The organism is Nostoc parmelioides FACHB-3921 (assembly GCF_014696625.1).
Classification (GTDB): domain Bacteria; phylum Cyanobacteriota; class Cyanobacteriia; order Cyanobacteriales; family Nostocaceae; genus Trichormus; species Trichormus parmelioides.
In genome coordinates this window covers 1-17,295 of the sequence record NZ_JACJQL010000037.1, presented here as the reverse complement: position 1 = coordinate 17,295, position 17,295 = coordinate 1, and the positions used below count along the sequence as shown (strand labels likewise).

Sequence of the window (17,295 nt, the reverse complement as noted above, 5' to 3'; positions counted from 1 at the left end):
GGATAAAGGTTAATCTCATTGGGAAGGATTGGTTCACAGTAATTTGCCTCAATGGCTTTTTAGGGCTGCCATTTGCGCTAGTGCAGTGCAATTGGTCTCGTTATCAATTTTTGCTTTACAGATTTGATGCTTATTAGTCAAATCTTCCCTCACCTCCAACACAAACATTTCAGTCTTACTGTATACATTCTTCAAGTCTGGTGCAAAAACCAGATGAAGCTACATATTAAGTTTGCCCGTTGCAACACTTGTGCTAACACATTTAAGTAAATTTTATTTATAGCAGTTATCTTAGAGTAAGAGGACGCGAATTAGGGGCTAGGCTTTCTCCGTAAACTTTCGTATTCAAAGATATGCCGGAGCGCTCATACTGCCTAATTTTTGTCGAAATATCGAAGTTTTAGGTCGCCATCTGAACAGAATTAGGCTAAGAGTGCGAAAGCCTACGGAGATGGATGGCAAAACAGTTGACAACTGACCACTGACCATTGACTATTAAATCAATTTACAAGTTCAATTTTCCCAGTTGCTGTTTAGAATATTTGAGAAGATTTTATTTGGATAATATTAATATTCAACTAGCCTTGACATCCTGGTTTTTTGATCCATCCAGCCACAAGCCAGTCACAGCAGATACTGAGCCAAGTTCTCACCAAGTTCACATTCGTGCTGCTACACCTGCTGATTTGACTAGTATTGCCCGAATTATTGCGGAAAGTTTTCACTCTCAGAATGGTTTCTGGGGTTGGGCTTTTCCACTACTCCGTTTGGGTATTTATGAAGATTTCAAACATCGCCTGTTATCGCCTGCTCCCCATCACCTTTGTTTAGTTGCTGTGGAAACTACTAACAATGGAGTTGATCGGTTGCTGGGAACGGTAGAAGTTGGTGTACGTTTTAGTGATTATTGGACACAGACGGGTAAAAGTTTTCCTTACCTGTCTAATTTAGCTGTTCATCCTCAATACCGCAGGCATGGTGTGGCTTCACAATTACTTGTCAAATGTGAGCAAGTTTCTCAAGAATGGGGATTTCAAAACTTATACCTGCACGTTCTGGAAAATAACTATCAAGCGCGTCAGCTTTATTTTAAGTTAGGATATCAGGTACACAAAATTGATTCTCATTGGAGTAGTTTTTTATTTCGACGCTCTCAACACATTCTTCTGTACAAACACATCAACATAACTTCGACTGGTTAATTGGATTGTTTGTGAGAAACAGTAAGGTGATCTAAGGGTTTTTTCTATTCAGCGTAGATAATAATCTCTATAAGAGCCTTATACAATCGTAATTGAAGATTTATGATTTGGGGGGGTAGTTATCATGGAATTATTATTCTCTGAACAAATTTTTTGACCCATAAATTTTTATCCATCACCTTAACATTTTGGTTAAAACTTATGAATTTGTGAGCATCCACCACTCACTAATCAGACACTCAGAGATTTTTCAGTAAGATTAACTTCGTAAATCCGTATGCTATCCTTTACTCTTACCTCAGTGCTAGTCTCTACGAAAAATCGCTATGAATCCCTATGTGAGCTTGGTCTTAGGTGAAATTGTACTAACTTTTCTGTGGAAATAATGCTATTTCAGTTTTTTGATGGACTTTCTATTATTTCGACTAATAAATATAGTACAAATATGTCGTATTCACATAAAATGTTAATTTGCTACTATAGTATTACCAAATATAAATATTTTAAAAACTGAATATTTAAATAAACAGCAATGTCAGTAGAAATACCTTAAACAAATTCTTAAATCCTTACAATAACTTATCATTAAACATATTAGACTTTATCAAAACTTTAAATAAATTGCACATATTCTTAGAGACAATATCGATTAATTCACCTACAATATGATCAATTAATTAATGATTTGCATTAATATATTTGTATCTTAGTTAAATTGAACAACCAATTTATATTACTAAGAAGCAATAAAAACTGAAGTGGTTTTAACCGTAAATATCCACTTTAAGTTGTCCACGCAACTCAATTATTAAAAAGTTTGCAAAAACATGGATAGCGAAAAACTCCACCGCTATCAAATTACTATGGTATCAACTTACTACCCTGACACAAGTTGCCTTGACGATTTTGTCATGCTAGATGGGACTGAGCAATCGCATAGCTCGGACGTTCTGACACTTCTGCACAGTGGAGAAGTTTTTATCGTCAATAGTCGGAGACGGAACGGATTAATATTATTTAAGCGCTACCATGCGGAATTTGCAGGCCCAGGGGCGGCGATTGGTGGGGACTATGACTGTGATTGTCAAAGGGTCATACCTATAGGCAATCTTTCTTTGTTAAGCCCTGAATCTTATGAAGAACGCCAAAAAGCTTATTTAATTCGGCGACAATGGATTCGCTTAATTAAGCAAATTACAGAAGACCCAGTACCTCAGCAGCGAGTGCAGAAGATTCTGGATCAGTTTGAGCAATACTTTCCACCTACGACAGTAGCTGATTTACCCGATGTTGCTTTTGCTTTGTTAGTAGGTGTGCTACCACAAACGGCGGGAATGGTACGTCGTTGGGGTAGTGAAACGGAATAGATTGATCTTTGGTAATTGGTAATTTGTGTCTCTTCTAACCTATAAGCTCTGGCTTGATTAAGGCTGTTTGTATGTGATTAAGCGTGCGGATGTTTTCTTCAGGTGTACCAATGGTAATTCTCAATCCGCCGCTAATCTGGCGTACCAGAGTGCCAGAATTTTTGAGTTGTTGATGAAGATTTAGTAAAGTAGTGTCTGATGAATTGTCGCTATCTAATTTCAGACGCAAGAAAATGAAGTTGGCGGCACTTTCTGCAACGGCTAATGCGGGATGTTGAGAGAAAGCATGAATCAGCTTGGTGCGTTCATCTAGGGTTTGGGGAATTGATTCTAGTAAGATGTCTCGATTTTGTAAAGCAACTAAAGCCGATGCAATGGAGAAACTAGGTAGATTGTAAGGTAAGCGGACTTTTTCTAAAATAGCGATCGCTTCTGGATGAGCGACACAATAGCCAACGCGCATGGCTGCTAATCGGAAAGCTTTAGAAAATGTACGTAAAATTACCCAATTAGGACGCTGGGTTAGTTCACTAACTAGGGTAGTTTGGCTAAACTCGAAGTAAGCTTCGTCAATTACCACTAAAATTTGGTCGCTGAGACTTTTCAACCATCTCAACTCATTTGCAGTTAAAGGATTAGCTGTTGGGGAATTGGGATGAACGACAAACACCACCCGAATGGGAGGATTTTGGGTTTGTTCAATTGCAGATTGAGCTGCTGTTAAGTCGATGGTAAAATTCTCAGGATTCCTTGATACTGTCACGACAGGAATACCCAAAGTTTGTGCCAAAATCCCATACATAGAAAAAGTGGGATTAGCAACTAAAATAGAACCTTCGTCGCCTAAGCACGTAGCAATTAATAAAGAACGGATTAATTCATCGGAACCATTACCGACAGATATATTAGCGGCGGTAAACGACGATGATGGAAGATTAGCCGATTCGTTGACATATTCGGCGATCGCACCTTTAAGTTCCTGATGTCCGCCATCGGGATAACGATTGCTTTCAATTACCTGCTGAAAAGTCCAGGCGAGCTTTTGTTTTAACTCTAGTGGCAAATCATAGGGGCTTTCATTAGTATCCAACCGATCCAATTGCACTGGAACGGCTGCATCTGTATCGCTGCTGGGGTGGGGTTTATAGGCGGTGAATTGGGCTAGGTCTGAGCGAATAAAAGGAAGCATAAGTTTTAGTCATTAGTCATTGGTCATTAGTCATTGGTCATTAGTCATTAGTTAGTTATCTTGATTTATAACTATGGACTATGGACTATTGACTATAGACTATGGACTAAGTTCATATTTTACCGCTTTCGGGTAACTGACAAAATAGGGTAATTGCTTGCCATATTTCTTCCATGACATTACCTAAGGCGTGGTCACTGTCGAGTTCTATTAGTTCCACCCAGGGGCGGGAATGAGCAAAATCGCGGCTGGCTGTGATGGGGATGACTTCATCTTGTTTGCCATGCAAAATCAAGGTGGGGATGGGGCGTTGTATGTGGTCTTCTTGGTATTGAGCCGCATCTGTGACGAAATTGTAACTTAGGGGGAGCGACTTCCCTTCGCCATAATGGTAAACCGGATAATATCCGTTTTGTTGCCAACTTTGCACCGCTTCTTCACCCATTTTGGGCAACCAATGGGATAAAAAACCAAATGCTGGCGCTAATAAAATCAAGCGTTGCACTTGTAAATATAGCTGTCCTAAATGAGCAGCAGTTAAACCACCTAAACTGGAACCGATTAGGGTTATTGGTACAGAATCATCAGGGAAAGTCGCTTCTATTTGCTGAATCTGGCGCGTGATTGTTAGCTGGGAAAATTCACCCGCATTGAGATCAGGGATTGTGAGCTGTGTGTGAATTTGGGCAAAACGCTTACTAATGTCTTGTGCTTTAGCTGATAGGGGGCTAGAAGCAAAACCGTGGAGGTAGATGTATTGGGTCATTGGTCAATAGTCCATAGTCCATAGTCCATAGTCCATAGTCCATAGTCCATAGTCCATAGTCCATAGTTATTCTCCTCTGCTCCTCTGCTCCTCTGCTCCCCTGCTCCCTGCTTCCTACCTGCTTCATCGCATGGTGACAAATTCCTCGGCGGCGGAGGGATGAATACCAACGGTAGCATCGAAGTCTTTTTTGGTTGCTCCCATTTTGACAGCGATCGCTACACCTTGGATAATTTCGGCAGCATTTTCACCCACCATGTGAGCGCCTAAAACTTTATCGGTGTTTTTATCAACCACTAATTTCATCATTATGCGCTCTTGTTTGCCTGTGAAACTGTGATACATGGGGCGGAAGCGGGTGCGGTATATTGTGATGGCATCATCACCGAGTTTTGCCCGCGCTTCGGCTTCTGTTAGCCCGACAGTGGAGGCTTGTGGGTTGGAGAATACCGCAGTGGGTACTGTTTCGTGACTGAATTCTCGGTGGTTATTGCCAAATTCACTATCGGCGAAGGCGCGACCTTCACCAATGGCTACGGGAGTAAGGTTTAAGCGGTCTGTGACATCACCAACAGCATAGATGTTGGGTTGACTGGTTTGGCTGTATTCATTGACGGCAATGGCGTTCATGGTGCTGTATCCAGGCCCCTCTATAGAACTGGCAACAACATCAACACCAGCATTTTCCAAACCTAAACCATCTACGTTGGGAACCCGCCCTGTGGCTACTAAAAATACATCGGCAATAATTGGTTCTTGGTCTCCAGATAGATTTATTTTCAAACCGTCTGGGACTTGTTCAACTGCTGTGACTACGGTATTTTGGATAATCCGAATACCGTGATTTGTCATGCCATCTTGAATTTCGGTACGGATGTCTTCATCAAAACCTTTGAGAATTTTGTCGCCTCTGGTAATTTGGGTGACTTCTGAACCCAAACCGCGCATGATTCCGGCAAATTCTGTCCCGATGTAACCAGAACCAATGATAGCGATGTGTTTTGGTTGGGTTTTTAGGTGAAAGATTTCGTTGGAGGTGATCCCATATTCCATTCCTGGTAAATCTGGCTTGATAGGACGACCACCAACGGCAATTAAAATTTTATCGGCGGTATATTTGCGATCGCCTACTTCTACTGTGTGAGTATCTACCAAAGTAGCACGACCAGATATCAGTTCTACCCCAGCTTTTTCTAAAAAGCTGATGTGCAGTTGGGATAGTCGCCGCACTTCCTTATCTATAGATGTGATGAAATGTTCCCAATTTAATTCTGCCTTACCTACTTGCCAACCATAGCCTGCTGCATCCTCAAATAAAGCGGGAAAGTGAGAACCATAAACCATGAGTTTTTTAGGTACACAACCGCGAATTACACAGGTTCCACCCACTAAATCATTTTCGGCGATCGCTACTTTTGCCCCGTAGCTAGCGGCTCGTTTAGAAGCAGCCAAACCGCCAGAGCCAGCACCGATGACAAACAAATCATAATCAAAAGTCATAATAACCTAACATACTATTTGGTGATAATTTAATGTAACAGTTGTTATTAGTCAGTTGTCATTAGTCAACAGTCAACAGTCAACAATTCCTCTGCTATTACCTTTCATTTTGAACCAAATCCGCCACCGCCAGGGGTTTCTATGACAAAGACATCCCCCGGATTCATCTCTACTGTGGCGGTACTATCTAAAGTTTCTTGGGTTCCGTTGTGGCGTTCTATCCAGTTGCGTCCCACTTGTCCGGCTTCTCCACCATTTAAACCAAAGGGAGGAACTAACCGGTGTCCAGAAAGAATATTCGCTGTCATAGGTTCTAAGAAACGGATGCGGCGCACTACTCCATTACCGCCGGAGTATTTTCCTTTACCTCCACTGTGGGAACGCAGACTAAAGCTTTCCACGAGTACAGGGTAGCGGGTTTCTAATACTTCTGGGTCAGTGAGGAGGGAATTCGTCATGTGGGTATGAACTGCGTCTGTACCATCAAAGTTAGAACCTGCACCAGAACCACCGCAGATGGTTTCATAATATTGATAGCGATCGCTCCCAAAGGTAAAATTATTCATGGTTCCTTGAGAAGCAGCCATCACACCCAACGCACCATATAAAGCATCAACAATGGTTTGGGACGTTTCCACATTACCTGCTACTACTGCACTTGGGTAAGTTGGGTTTAACATACATCCTTCAGGAACGATAATTTCTAAAGGTTTGAGACACCCAGCATTGAGAGGAATGTTATCATCAACCAGCGTCCTAAAGACATATAATACTGCTGCTTGTGTGACAGCTTTGGGAGCATTAAAGTTACTATTTAATTGTTTAGATGTGCCAGTAAAATCAATTTCTGCACTACGATTTTTCCTATTTATAGTTACTTTAACTTGGATTTTAGTGCCGCCATCCATTTCATAAACAAATGTGCCATCTTTGAGAACATCAATTGCTCGTCTTACTGATTCTTCAGCATTATCTTGCACAAATTTCATATATGCTTGGACTGTTGCTAAACCATATTGAGTCACCATTTTATGAAGTTCTTTAACTCCCCTTTCATTGGCGGCGATTTGTGCTTTGAAATCAGCGATATTTTGGTCAGGATTACGAGCAGGATAAATATGATTAACTAGTAAGTTTCTTACTTGACTTTCCTGAAAATTTCCTGTTTCAACTAAGAGAAAATTATCAAAAAGAATACCTTCTTCTTCTACTGTAGTACTGTGGGGAGGCATGGAACCGGGAGTTATACCACCAATATCGGCTTGATGTCCGCGAGAAGCAACGAAAAATAAGGGAGTGGGGGTATTTTCTTTAGTTTCTGGGAATACGGGGGTAATGGCTGTGACATCTGGGAGGTGGGTTCCACCGTTATAGGGATTATTAGATAGATAGACATTCCCTGGTTTGATGGTGTCGCCTTTATCATTAATTAAACTGCGGACGCTTTCACTCATTGACCCCAAATGTACAGGAATATGAGGGGCATTAGCGACTAATAATCCAGAGGAATCGAAAATAGCGCAGGAGAAATCCAGTCTTTCTTTGATATTGACTGATGTGGCTGTATTTTGCAGAACAATACCCATTTGTTCGGCGATAAATTGATAGAGGTTTTTGAATATTTCTAACTTAACGGGGTCTGGTTGAGATGTTGTGTACATTTTTTGATTTTAAAAAATAGCAGTTTCCAAGAAAGTAACGAATGCTGATTAAGAAATACCAAGCTCTAGACTCTAATCTCTTTTTTAAACCCGTGTTAAAATCAAATGATTGCGTTTAGTTAATTTTGCCTGCCAATTAGGCTCAACGACAATCGTACTGATTTTTTCAATGATGATGGCAGGGCCGTTAATATTATCTTCTGGTTGTAAATCTTCTCGGCGGTAAACTGGTGTATCATACCATTTATCTGCTGTAAACATTTGGACTGTTTCCACAGATTTAGGTGCTATATCTATCGAACGAGTACGAGTAATTAATGGTTCGTCAGGAGTGTTGATTTTTTGAATCACTTCTACTGAGACAGATTCAAGTATTAAGCTTTTGGCTGACTGAATGAAACCATAACGAGATTTATGTTCTATCTCAAATTCTTGTTTCATTGTCGTCACATTTGCAGAAAAAGCAACTGTCAAAGTAGAGTTAGTTCCTGCGTATTTTAAATTTATTTTTTTTACTATTATCTCTTCATTAGTTGTTTGATTATTGCTAAATTCATTTTTGGCTTGAATTTCTAAAAACTCCATCAACGGCAATAATCGAGGGATTAATTCTTCAGTTAGAGTTTGTTCTACCCCTGCGACTCTGGTAGCACGGACATCAGCTAATCCCATACCATAAGCTGAGAGAACCCCAGCATAAGGATGAAGGAATATCTTTTTCATACCTAATGTATCAGCAATTAAACAAGCAACTTGTGCGCCTGCGCCACCAAAACAACAAAGAACATAATCACTGACATCATAACCGCGCTGCAAACTGATTTTTTTAATCGCATTTGCCATATTTTCTACTGCTATGGCAATAAATCCAGCTGCTACTTGTTCTGGTGTACGATGATTTCCTGTAATGGATGCAATATCTTGAGCTAGTTGAGTAAATTTCTGAATGACAATATCTTTATCTAAAGGTAAATTGCCATTATTTCCAAACACGGAAGGGAAATATTGCGGGTGAATTTTACCTAACATTACATTGGCATCTGTGACAGCCAAATTCCCGCCACGGCGATAACAAGCAGGCCCAGGATTTGAACCAGCTGATTCTGGCCCGACACGATAACTAGAACCATCAAAGAATAAAATTGAACCGCCACCAGCCGCAATAGTGTTAATTGCTAATACGGGAACTCGCATTCGTGCGCCAGCAATTTCCGAATCTAATTGACGTTCATACTCACCTTTAAAATGGGCAACATCTGTACTTGTACCCCCCATATCAAAGGTGATTACTAAATCAAAGCCTGCTCTTTTGCTAGTTTGAATTGCTCCCACAATACCGCCAGCCGGGCCACTTAAAATACTATCTTTTCCCTGAAATTTATCAGCATCAGTTAAACCGCCATCAGATTTCATAAACATTAATCTGATATGAGGTAACTGACTAGATACTTGGTTAACATATCGCCGTAAAATTGGAGTTAAATAAGCATCTACTACTGTTGTATCCCCTCGACTTACTAACTTCATTAAGGGACTGACTTGGTGGGAAATGGAGATTTGAGTAAAGCCAATTTCTTGAGCAATTTCGGCTACTTGTTGTTCGTGAGTGGGGTAGCGATCGCTGTGCATCAAAACAATGGCACAACTACGAATTCCTGTATGATAAACTGCTTGTAAATCTTCTTTTAATTGTACAATATTTACAGGTGTTAATTCCTTGCCTTGGGCATCATAGCGTTCCTCTACTTCCACTACCTGTTCATAAAGCATTGTCGGTAAAATAATTTGCCGAGCGAAAATATTGGGACGATTTTGATAGCCGATTCTTAACGCATCTTTAAATCCTTTGGTAATCAGTAGGACAACCCTATCTCCCTTTCTTTCCAACAGCGCATTTGTCGCTACTGTTGTTCCCATTTTAACTACTTCTATTGCTGCATCAGGAATGGGTTGATTATCCGCAAGCCCTAGAATATCTCGGATACCCTGGATAACTGCGTCTTGATATTGTTCAGGATTTTCCGAGAGTAATTTATATACTATTATCCATTCTTGATTAGGCAGAGGAACAATCAAAAAACGTTCGGTTGATTTTGATAATCTCTCTACTATCTCTGGATTATGGGTAACAGCAACAATATCTGTGAATGTACCACCCCGGTCAGCGAATACTTTTAACATTTCCCTATTTATGCGGATATGTGTATGATAACCATGAGGTGTATCAAAGTACATAATCCTAACTTAGGCAAGTTGCTTTTTTTGAGAATACAGGCGATCGCAGTGTAATGCCCAGGCTACACCAAATATACCACTTAGGGAACCAGCGATCGCAGCTGTCACCCCCCATCCCAACGGCCCTGTCCAGTTGGTAATTTCTTTGATAATTGCTGTGCTGGCTTTGCCAACTATATAAGCTGTTCCTATTGCACCAACGGTAACTAAACCTAAGTCTACCAGTATTTCTGACAGTGATTTGCTTGATAAGTCTTCTTCAAAATAAATCTTCCAAATGCTGGTGTACATGAGAATATCAGAAGCAGTTAAGATGAATTGCTTGGGTATTTCTCCACCAGGACTTGGTATGGCTGAAGTTGTAGCACCGCTAATAGAAGAAGTAGTGATAAATAAAACTGTCTCTATTCTCTTTTTATCTAATTTACCCATTTTTAGTAATACCTATTGATTAAAAATAGAATATACAGGATTCATACTTAATTTTTGAAATATTTGGACATAATAGCTGATATAAATAAAGTCCGCTTGCGCGGACTACGGACATTGGATAAGGTTAGGTTATTACCAAGATGGCCTACTATTTTCTAGAGGCTGATTTCATTCTTGACGAATTATTGATATAAATCAAGTATCTCTCACTAATTTTTTAGACATAATTATCATAATAAAAAAGTCCATTCTTTTGTGGTGAAGTTTTTGGTAATAGGTAATGGGTAATAGGGATGACATTTACCAATTATCCCTTACCTATTAACAGAAAATAGAATTTTATTTTCTATAATTTTAATTTGAAAATAAAACTGTGATTCACGAAAATAACCCTGGAATTTTTCACTTTTGGTGTTTTATTTTATCAATATTAAATATTCAGCATAATCATCTTCCTGCTTCCGATAGATTTTTTAAAACTTCAAGTGCATCATCACACCACTCTATCCAAGCTTGCTCATATTTAATTCCCGCTTTTAAGACTAAATTTTTCAATTTTTCATCCTTATTTAGTTCTTTCGGGTAAGGACATTTCCCCTTCTGAATCTCTCCATAAGTAAGTAATTTTTCTAAATGGATTCTGCGATGACGTGTGACATCTTCTATCAGCAGATTGACTGGTACTAGATCACCGGAAAAAATTTTGACTAACAAATCTTCTCTGACTACATCAGGTTCGCTGGGTTTGTGCATCCACTCAATCAGGTGCTGCTTTCCCTGTTCGGTGATTGAATACACTTTTTTATCCAGGCGACCTTCACGGGGAATCACCTCGGACACAATCAAACCAGCAGATTCCAGTTTACCCAGTTCTCTGTAGATTTGTTGCTGGGAAGCTTGCCAAAAATAACCTACGGACTCACTGAAGACTTTAGAAAGATCATAACCACTGTGGGGTGCATCAATTAAACAGGTCAGGATTGCTTGCGATAAACCCATAAAAAACTACTTGACAGATATTTTCTTAAGTGTACACTAGAACTTGTATACAACAAGTTGAGTACAAATTTGTGAGTATCAAATATTGTATACAGTAAATCTGCCAACATCTAGGCAATGACTTATGCAAAACCTCCATCCAGACCGATTCAGGAATCTCAGTTATCCTAATAGAAAGCTCATTTTCGGTATAGTTGCCATAGCGTTAGCAAGCGCAGCTAGTTCGCTGTATTTAGCCTCTGGCGTAGGCAATTCGGGGAAAGAAGTTACCCCATTGGTAATTGATCAGCGTCCTGCAATCAAGGCTATTACTGCTTTGGGGAGGATAGAACCGCAAGGTGAAGTTGTACAGGTGTCAGTTTCCCAGACTGCTGGTAGTAACCGCATAGCAGAATTGTTGGTAAAACAAGGCGATCGCATCAACAAGGGACAAATCATTGCTATCCTAGATAACCGCGATACTCGGCTAGCGGCTTTAAATAGAGCCAAACAACAAGTTGCAGTTGCACAATCGCAATTAGCACAGGTAAAAGCTGGAGCCAAACAGGGAGAAATTGCTGCTCAACAAGCCATAATTGCAGAATTAGCAGCAGAACTACGCCAAGAAGTTGCAGCCAGAGTGGCGACGGTGAGGCGCTTAGAAGCAGAAGTGAGAAATGCTCAGATTGAATATCAGCGCTATCAATCGTTGCAAGCAGATGGCGCGGTTTCTGCATCTATGAGAGATAGTAAAAAGCTAACTCTAGAAACCACCGAAGAAAGTTTACGGGAAGCCTTAGCCAATCGCAGCCAAACATCAGAAACTTTACAAGAAAGACTTAGACAAGCAAAAGCCACCTTAAACCGAATTGCAGAGGTACGTCCTACAGATGTACAAGCAGCGCAAGCAGAAGTAGAAAGTGCCAAAGCCGCAGTCCAAGAAGCCCAAGCTAATTTAGACTTGACTTATGTAAGGTCGCCTAAAGCTGGTCAAATCCTGAAAACCCATACCTTAGCTGGGGAAGTAGTCAGTGACAAAGGTATTGTGGAAATTGGACAGACTAATCAAATGTATGTAGTTGCAGAAGTGTATGAAGTTGATATCAACCGCGTCAAAGTTGGACAACGCGCAACTGTAACTCAACTCAACCTACCCGGAGAATTGACAGGAACCGTCGAGGATATTGGCTTATTAATCGCCAAAAAAGACGTACTCAACACCGATCCAGCAGCAGATATCGATGCACGAGTAGTGGAAGTAAAAATCCGCCTCAACCCCGAATCCAGTCAAAGAGTTACAGGTTTAACTAACTCTAAAGTCAAAGTAGCGATCGCCTTAAATTGAAAACCAACAACTAACTATGAAAAGAAAAATTCCTTTAGCATGGTTGCAATTATCGCGGGAAAAGGCACGGATGTTAGTAGCGATCGCCGGCATTGCTTTTGCAGATGTGCTGATGTTTTTACAACTTGGTATCCGCGAAGCTTTGTTTGATGGTGCTGTACAACTACACAACAGCTTGGAAGGTGAGATCGTGCTGGTGAGTAGTCGTTACAAATCCTTATTTTCACAGCAACGTTTTTCCCAACGCAGACTTTATCAAGCAATGGGTTTTACTGGCGTGCAATCAGTCAGTCCCATCTATGTCGATCCTCTTCCTTGGAAAAACCCTGATAATCAAGAAACTTGGAATATTTATGTTATTGCTTTTAATCCTGAAGAAAAAGTACTTAATTTAGCTGGTGTACAGGAGAATTTAACTAAATTAAGAGAACCTGATACTGTGTTGTTTGATCTAGGTTCTCGCAAAGAATTTGGTCAGATTGTTTCTAAATTTCAAACTAGTGACACTTTCACCACAGAAATTAATAATCGTCAAATTAAAACTGTCGGCTTATTTAAATTAGGAACTTCCTTTGGCATTAATGGTAATCTCATCACTAGTGATGTGAATTTTTTTCGCCTCTTTAATCAAAGACGGGAACCAGGATTAATTGATTTAGGCTTGATTAAGTTAGAACCAGGAGCAGATATAAATTGGGTATTAGCTAACTTAAAAGCTAATCTTCCTGATGATATAAATATTTTAACAAAACAAGAGTTTGCCAACCAAGAAAGAAGCTATTGGAACAGTAGCACACCCGTAGGCTTTACATTTACGTTAGGTGCAATAATTGGCTTCATGGTAGGTGCAGTTATTGTTTATCAAATTCTCTATAGTGATGTTTCTGATCACTTACCAGAATATGCAACCTTAAAAGCTATAGGTTTCAAAAATCGCTACTTACTCATAATTGTTTTTCAAGAAGCTTTGATTTTAGCCGCTATTGGCTTTATTCCTGGTCTTGCCATTTCCCAAGGCTTATATATGATTACGCGCCAAGCAACACTCCTCCCCATCATGATGACACTAGAAAGGGCAGTGTTTATATTTATGATCACAACTTTGATGTGTTCAATTTCTGCCTCACTAGCCATCAGGAAATTACAAGCTGCTGACCCGGCTGATATTTTCTAAACATTAATATAGTTAATAATAAATTATTATGTTACCTGCCATTTTTATCTCTCATCTCAATCATTATTATGGTGAAGGCTCACTCAAAAAGCAGATACTTTTTGATATCAATTTAACAATTCAACCAGGGGAAATTGTCATCATGACTGGCCCCTCTGGTTCGGGTAAAACTACTCTACTTACACTCATTGGTAGTTTGCGTTCTGTACAATCAGGGAGCCTGGAAATATTAGGTAAAGAACTATCTGGTGCTACTAAAAATGAAATGGTAGAAGTGCGGCGTAATATTGGTTATATATTTCAAGCACATAACCTTCTAGGGTTTCTCACAGCCCAACAGAATGTACAAATGCCATTTGAAATGAACCAGAGTATTTCCTTTCGTGCAGCAACCACAAAAGCGGCAGAAATGCTCACAACTGTAGGTTTAGGAGAAAAACTCAATTATTATCCAGATGATCTCTCAGGTGGACAAAAACAAAGAGTAGCGATCGCTCGTGCTTTAGTACATCACCCTAAACTAGTACTAGCCGATGAACCAACAGCTGCTTTAGATAGTAAATCTGGGCGAGATGTCGTCAATTTAATGCAAAAATTAGCCAAAGAACAGGGTTGCACAATCTTGCTAGTCACTCATGATAATCGCATTTTAGATATTGCCGATCGCATTATTCACATGGAGGACGGTTATTTACGTCAAAATTAACGATCAAAAAACTATATAACTGAATATGTAATTTAAAAGCACCATTGCTTATTGGAATAGTGACCAATTACCCATCACCAATCACTTAACATCGTCTTAAACCCTACTTGATGATTTATTGATAAGTTTCTCTTACTTAGTTTAGACAAACTCAAGTAGCTTAACAATATCTCAAAATCTTAGTAGGGGTGAATATGGAATTAATAAATCCCAACTTCCTCGCAACCCATTGCAAACGCAGGAATTTTTTACTGGGTGCAGGATTAATCACAGGGTTAGTAGTAGCCAGTCAATGGCATCCTGTGATGGCGCAAACAAGATTTTCCGGCTATCCATTTAGTCTAGGCGTTGCCTCTGGAGATCCCTTACCTGATAGCGTGGTCTTATGGACAAGACTAGCACCAGATCCAGTAAATGGGGGTGGTATGTCACGGGTGAATGTTCCTGTGCAGTGGCAAATCGCACGGGATGAAAATATGACACAGGTTGTACAAAAAGGAACAGTTTTAGCAACACCGGAACTAGCTCACTCAGTACACGTCGATGTGCGTGGGCTAGAGCCTGATCGTTGGTACTGGTATCAATTCAAAGTAGGTAATGAAGTTAGCCCCAAAGGACGCACACGTACAGCCGCAGCCCCTCATAGCTCTATCCAAAAATTTAATTTTGCCTTTGCTTCTTGCCAAGATTGGCAGAATGGCTTTTACACAGCCTACAAACACATGGCTGAAGAAGACCTTGACTTAGTGGTGCATCTGGGTGACTACATCTATGAGTATGGGCCTCGCTCTGGTGCGCCACGTCAGCATATAGGCCCAGAAATCCTTACCCTTAGTGATTACCGTAACCGCTATGCTTTGTATAGAACCGATGTAAATTTACAAGCAGCTCATGCTAACTTTCCTTGGACTTTTACTTGGGACGACCATGAAGTAGATAACAACTATGCTAACTTCATTCCTGAAGATAACCAGAGTCGGCAAGCGTTTGAGCGCCGAAGAGCCAATGCTTACCAAGCTTACTATGAGCATATGCCATTGCGCCTATCTTCCTTGCCCAAGCAATCTAGTATGCTGCTATATCGACGATTAACTTTTGGGGATTTAGCCGAATTCAATGTCTTAGATACTCGCCAATACCGGACTGACCAACCTTGTAATGATGGACTCAAACCACGTTGTGACGCAGCTTTAGATTCAAAAGCGACTATGACAGGTGCAAGACAAGAAAATTGGTTACTCAGAGGACTAGACCAATCAAAAGCGCGTTGGAATGTAATTGCTCAACAAACAATGCTTGGTCAATTCGATTTCGATGCTCGCCCTGGAGTAGAGTTATTCAATATTGATCAATGGGATGGTTATGTGGCTGCTCGTAATCGGCTTTTAAAGTTTTTAGAACAACGCAAACCTTCCAACCCAGTTGTAATTACTGGAGATATCCATTCCAGTTGGGTACATGACTTAAAAACTGATTTCAGTAACCCACTTTCATTAACCGTTGGGACTGAGTTTGTCGGTACTTCTATTACTTCCGACTTTCCAACCAGTTTTATTGCCCCAGTGCAGAACGCACTCAGGGATAATCCTCATACCAAATTCTTTGATGCTGCTTATCGCGGTTATGTTCGTTGCCAACTAACTAGAGAACTTTGGCAAACTGATTATCGTGTGGTGTCCAGTATCCTTGAAGAGAATGCTTCTGTTAGCACCCTCGCTTCCTTTGTGGTAGAAAACGGGCAACCAGGCGCAAAAACAGCGTGACATATAGATTTTAGGGGAGGATTGAGCAATTGCTTTTTTCCTCTCTTTTTCTTTTAGCTATGATGTCTCTTTTTTGAGTTAATGCCTACTAATGTAATATAACTGCGATCGCTTTTCAAACTTTAAGCTACTGAGTTTTGATCAATTAATTTACCAATCAAAAATCTTGTAAAAATGCCATCATAGTTAAAGTAAAAGCATTCTGGAGACAAAACCACGGTTTACGCACGTCCTTTAGCACGGTTAATTGAGCAATTGCAACGCCTCCCTGGAGTTGGTCCCAAGACAGCCCAGCGCCTAGCCTTGCATATTTTGAAGCGACCGGAATCTGAAGTAGAAGCTTTAGCACAAGCTCTAGTTGAGGCGAAAAAGCAGATAGGCTTGTGTTCTGTCTGTTTCCACTTATCTTCTGAACCAGTTTGTGAAATCTGCCGCAATCCTAACCGTGAAAATAATACTATCTGCGTAGTAGCAGATTCCCGCGATGTGATTGCCTTAGAGAAGACCCGCGAATTCAAAGGTAAGTATCATGTCCTGGGTGGGGTGATTTCGCCAATGGATGGAATCGGCCCAGAACAGTTGACCATAACTCCTTTGTTGCGAAGGGTAAGTCAGCAGCAACCAAAAGAAGTGATTTTGGCAATTAGTCCTAGCGTCGAAGGGGAAACCACAACATTGTATGTTGGTCAACTATTGAAACCATTTACTAAAGTGACAAGAATTGCTTTTGGTTTGCCTGTAGGGGGAGATTTAGAATACGCTGATGAGATTACATTGGCAAGAGCTTTAGAAGGACGCAGAGAATTAGATTAACTATAGATAAAACAAAAAGGCGCTCTCATTACTAGAGAGCGCCTTTTTAGTTAAAAGTAGAACCTGGCACCGAGCGATTGTGGCATAGGGCAACCCCTAGACTATCGTAGCCATAGCAGCGTTTCACAACTGAGTTCGGGATGGAGTCAGAGTGGGACCACTGC

14 protein-coding genes and 1 rRNA gene are annotated in these 17,295 nt (G+C 40.4%); 7 read left to right on the top strand and 8 right to left on the bottom strand.

Going from position 1 to position 17,295, the window contains the following annotated elements; genetic code table 11:
• The first annotated feature begins 557 nt into the window (after positions 1-557).
• Positions 558-1,202, top strand: coding sequence for a GNAT family N-acetyltransferase (locus tag H6G14_RS21315; RefSeq protein ID WP_242053502.1), 645 nt, complete (start codon positions 558-560; stop codon positions 1,200-1,202).
• 827 nt (positions 1,203-2,029) lie between these two features.
• Positions 2,030-2,569, top strand: coding sequence for a hypothetical protein (locus H6G14_RS21310; RefSeq protein ID WP_190569371.1), 540 nt, complete (start codon positions 2,030-2,032; stop codon positions 2,567-2,569).
• A 34-nt stretch (positions 2,570-2,603) separates the two neighbouring features.
• On the opposite strand, the gene H6G14_RS21305 is transcribed toward H6G14_RS21310, so the two are convergent.
• From H6G14_RS21305 to H6G14_RS21275, 7 genes are all read right to left on the bottom strand, one after another.
• Complete coding sequence (locus H6G14_RS21305) at positions 2,604-3,758, bottom strand: histidinol-phosphate transaminase (protein ID WP_190569369.1); 1,155 nt, start codon at positions 3,756-3,758, stop codon at positions 2,604-2,606.
• Between the two features lie 112 nt (positions 3,759-3,870).
• A complete protein-coding gene (locus tag H6G14_RS21300; protein ID WP_190569368.1) occupies positions 3,871-4,524 on the bottom strand; it encodes a YqiA/YcfP family alpha/beta fold hydrolase in 654 nt (217 codons plus the stop codon).
• A gap of 123 nt (positions 4,525-4,647) precedes the next feature.
• The gene (gor, locus tag H6G14_RS21295) at positions 4,648-6,024 is read right to left on the bottom strand and encodes a glutathione-disulfide reductase (protein WP_190569367.1); all 1,377 of its coding nucleotides are present in this window, start codon (positions 6,022-6,024) and stop codon (positions 4,648-4,650) included.
• Between the two features lie 104 nt (positions 6,025-6,128).
• Positions 6,129-7,685, bottom strand: a complete 1,557-nt coding sequence (locus H6G14_RS21290) for a hydantoinase B/oxoprolinase family protein (protein WP_190569365.1) — start codon at positions 7,683-7,685, stop codon at positions 6,129-6,131.
• A gap of 84 nt (positions 7,686-7,769) precedes the next feature.
• The gene (locus H6G14_RS21285; RefSeq protein ID WP_190569431.1) at positions 7,770-9,866 is read right to left on the bottom strand and encodes a hydantoinase/oxoprolinase family protein; all 2,097 of its coding nucleotides are present in this window, start codon (positions 9,864-9,866) and stop codon (positions 7,770-7,772) included.
• Between the two features lie 63 nt (positions 9,867-9,929).
• Complete coding sequence (locus tag H6G14_RS21280; RefSeq protein ID WP_190569363.1) at positions 9,930-10,352, bottom strand: hypothetical protein; 423 nt, start codon at positions 10,350-10,352, stop codon at positions 9,930-9,932.
• 447 nt (positions 10,353-10,799) lie between these two features.
• Positions 10,800-11,351 (bottom strand): PadR family transcriptional regulator, encoded by a 552-nt coding sequence (locus H6G14_RS21275; RefSeq protein ID WP_190569361.1) that lies wholly within the window; start codon positions 11,349-11,351, stop codon positions 10,800-10,802.
• 124 nt (positions 11,352-11,475) lie between these two features.
• Between H6G14_RS21275 and H6G14_RS21270 the strand changes: the two genes are divergently transcribed.
• The 5 genes from H6G14_RS21270 (at position 11,476) to recR (ending at position 17,131) form a co-directional block, all read left to right on the top strand.
• Positions 11,476-12,675 (top strand): ABC exporter membrane fusion protein, encoded by a 1,200-nt coding sequence (locus H6G14_RS21270; RefSeq protein ID WP_190569359.1) that lies wholly within the window; start codon positions 11,476-11,478, stop codon positions 12,673-12,675.
• Between the two features lie 16 nt (positions 12,676-12,691).
• The gene (gene devC / locus H6G14_RS21265) at positions 12,692-13,849 is read left to right on the top strand and encodes an ABC transporter permease DevC (protein WP_190569357.1); all 1,158 of its coding nucleotides are present in this window, start codon (positions 12,692-12,694) and stop codon (positions 13,847-13,849) included.
• Between the two features lie 28 nt (positions 13,850-13,877).
• Entirely contained in the window at positions 13,878-14,555 is a 678-nt protein-coding gene (locus tag H6G14_RS21260) for a DevA family ABC transporter ATP-binding protein (protein ID WP_190569355.1), read from the top strand.
• Positions 14,556-14,749: 194 nt separating this feature from the next.
• A complete protein-coding gene (locus H6G14_RS21255; RefSeq protein ID WP_190569353.1) occupies positions 14,750-16,318 on the top strand; it encodes an alkaline phosphatase D family protein in 1,569 nt (522 codons plus the stop codon).
• A gap of 255 nt (positions 16,319-16,573) precedes the next feature.
• The gene (gene recR, locus H6G14_RS21250; protein ID WP_011319038.1) at positions 16,574-17,131 is read left to right on the top strand and encodes a recombination mediator RecR; all 558 of its coding nucleotides are present in this window, start codon (positions 16,574-16,576) and stop codon (positions 17,129-17,131) included.
• 61 nt (positions 17,132-17,192) lie between these two features.
• Here recR and rrf read toward each other — a convergent pair.
• Positions 17,193-17,295 (bottom strand): 5S ribosomal RNA (gene rrf, locus H6G14_RS34355); the annotation flags it as partial.

Bases quoted from the DNA above. Each gene is read 5' to 3' on its own strand.
- H6G14_RS21305 (WP_190569369.1), bottom strand. From the start codon at position 3,758: ATGCTTCCTTTTATTCGCTCAGACCTAGCCCAATTCACCGCCTATAAA.
- H6G14_RS21310 (WP_190569371.1), top strand. From the start codon at position 2,030: ATGGATAGCGAAAAACTCCACCGCTATCAAATTACTATGGTATCAACT.
- H6G14_RS21275 (WP_190569361.1), bottom strand. From the start codon at position 11,351: ATGGGTTTATCGCAAGCAATCCTGACCTGTTTAATTGATGCACCCCAC.
- gor (WP_190569367.1), bottom strand. From the start codon at position 6,024: ATGACTTTTGATTATGATTTGTTTGTCATCGGTGCTGGCTCTGGCGGT.
- H6G14_RS21300 (WP_190569368.1), bottom strand. From the start codon at position 4,524: ATGACCCAATACATCTACCTCCACGGTTTTGCTTCTAGCCCCCTATCA.
- devC (WP_190569357.1), top strand. From the start codon at position 12,692: ATGAAAAGAAAAATTCCTTTAGCATGGTTGCAATTATCGCGGGAAAAG.
- H6G14_RS21255 (WP_190569353.1), top strand. From the start codon at position 14,750: ATGGAATTAATAAATCCCAACTTCCTCGCAACCCATTGCAAACGCAGG.
- H6G14_RS21260 (WP_190569355.1), top strand. From the start codon at position 13,878: ATGTTACCTGCCATTTTTATCTCTCATCTCAATCATTATTATGGTGAA.
- H6G14_RS21290 (WP_190569365.1), bottom strand. From the start codon at position 7,685: ATGTACACAACATCTCAACCAGACCCCGTTAAGTTAGAAATATTCAAA.
- H6G14_RS21270 (WP_190569359.1), top strand. From the start codon at position 11,476: ATGCAAAACCTCCATCCAGACCGATTCAGGAATCTCAGTTATCCTAAT.
- H6G14_RS21285 (WP_190569431.1), bottom strand. From the start codon at position 9,866: ATGTTAAAAGTATTCGCTGACCGGGGTGGTACATTCACAGATATTGTT.
- H6G14_RS21280 (WP_190569363.1), bottom strand. From the start codon at position 10,352: ATGGGTAAATTAGATAAAAAGAGAATAGAGACAGTTTTATTTATCACT.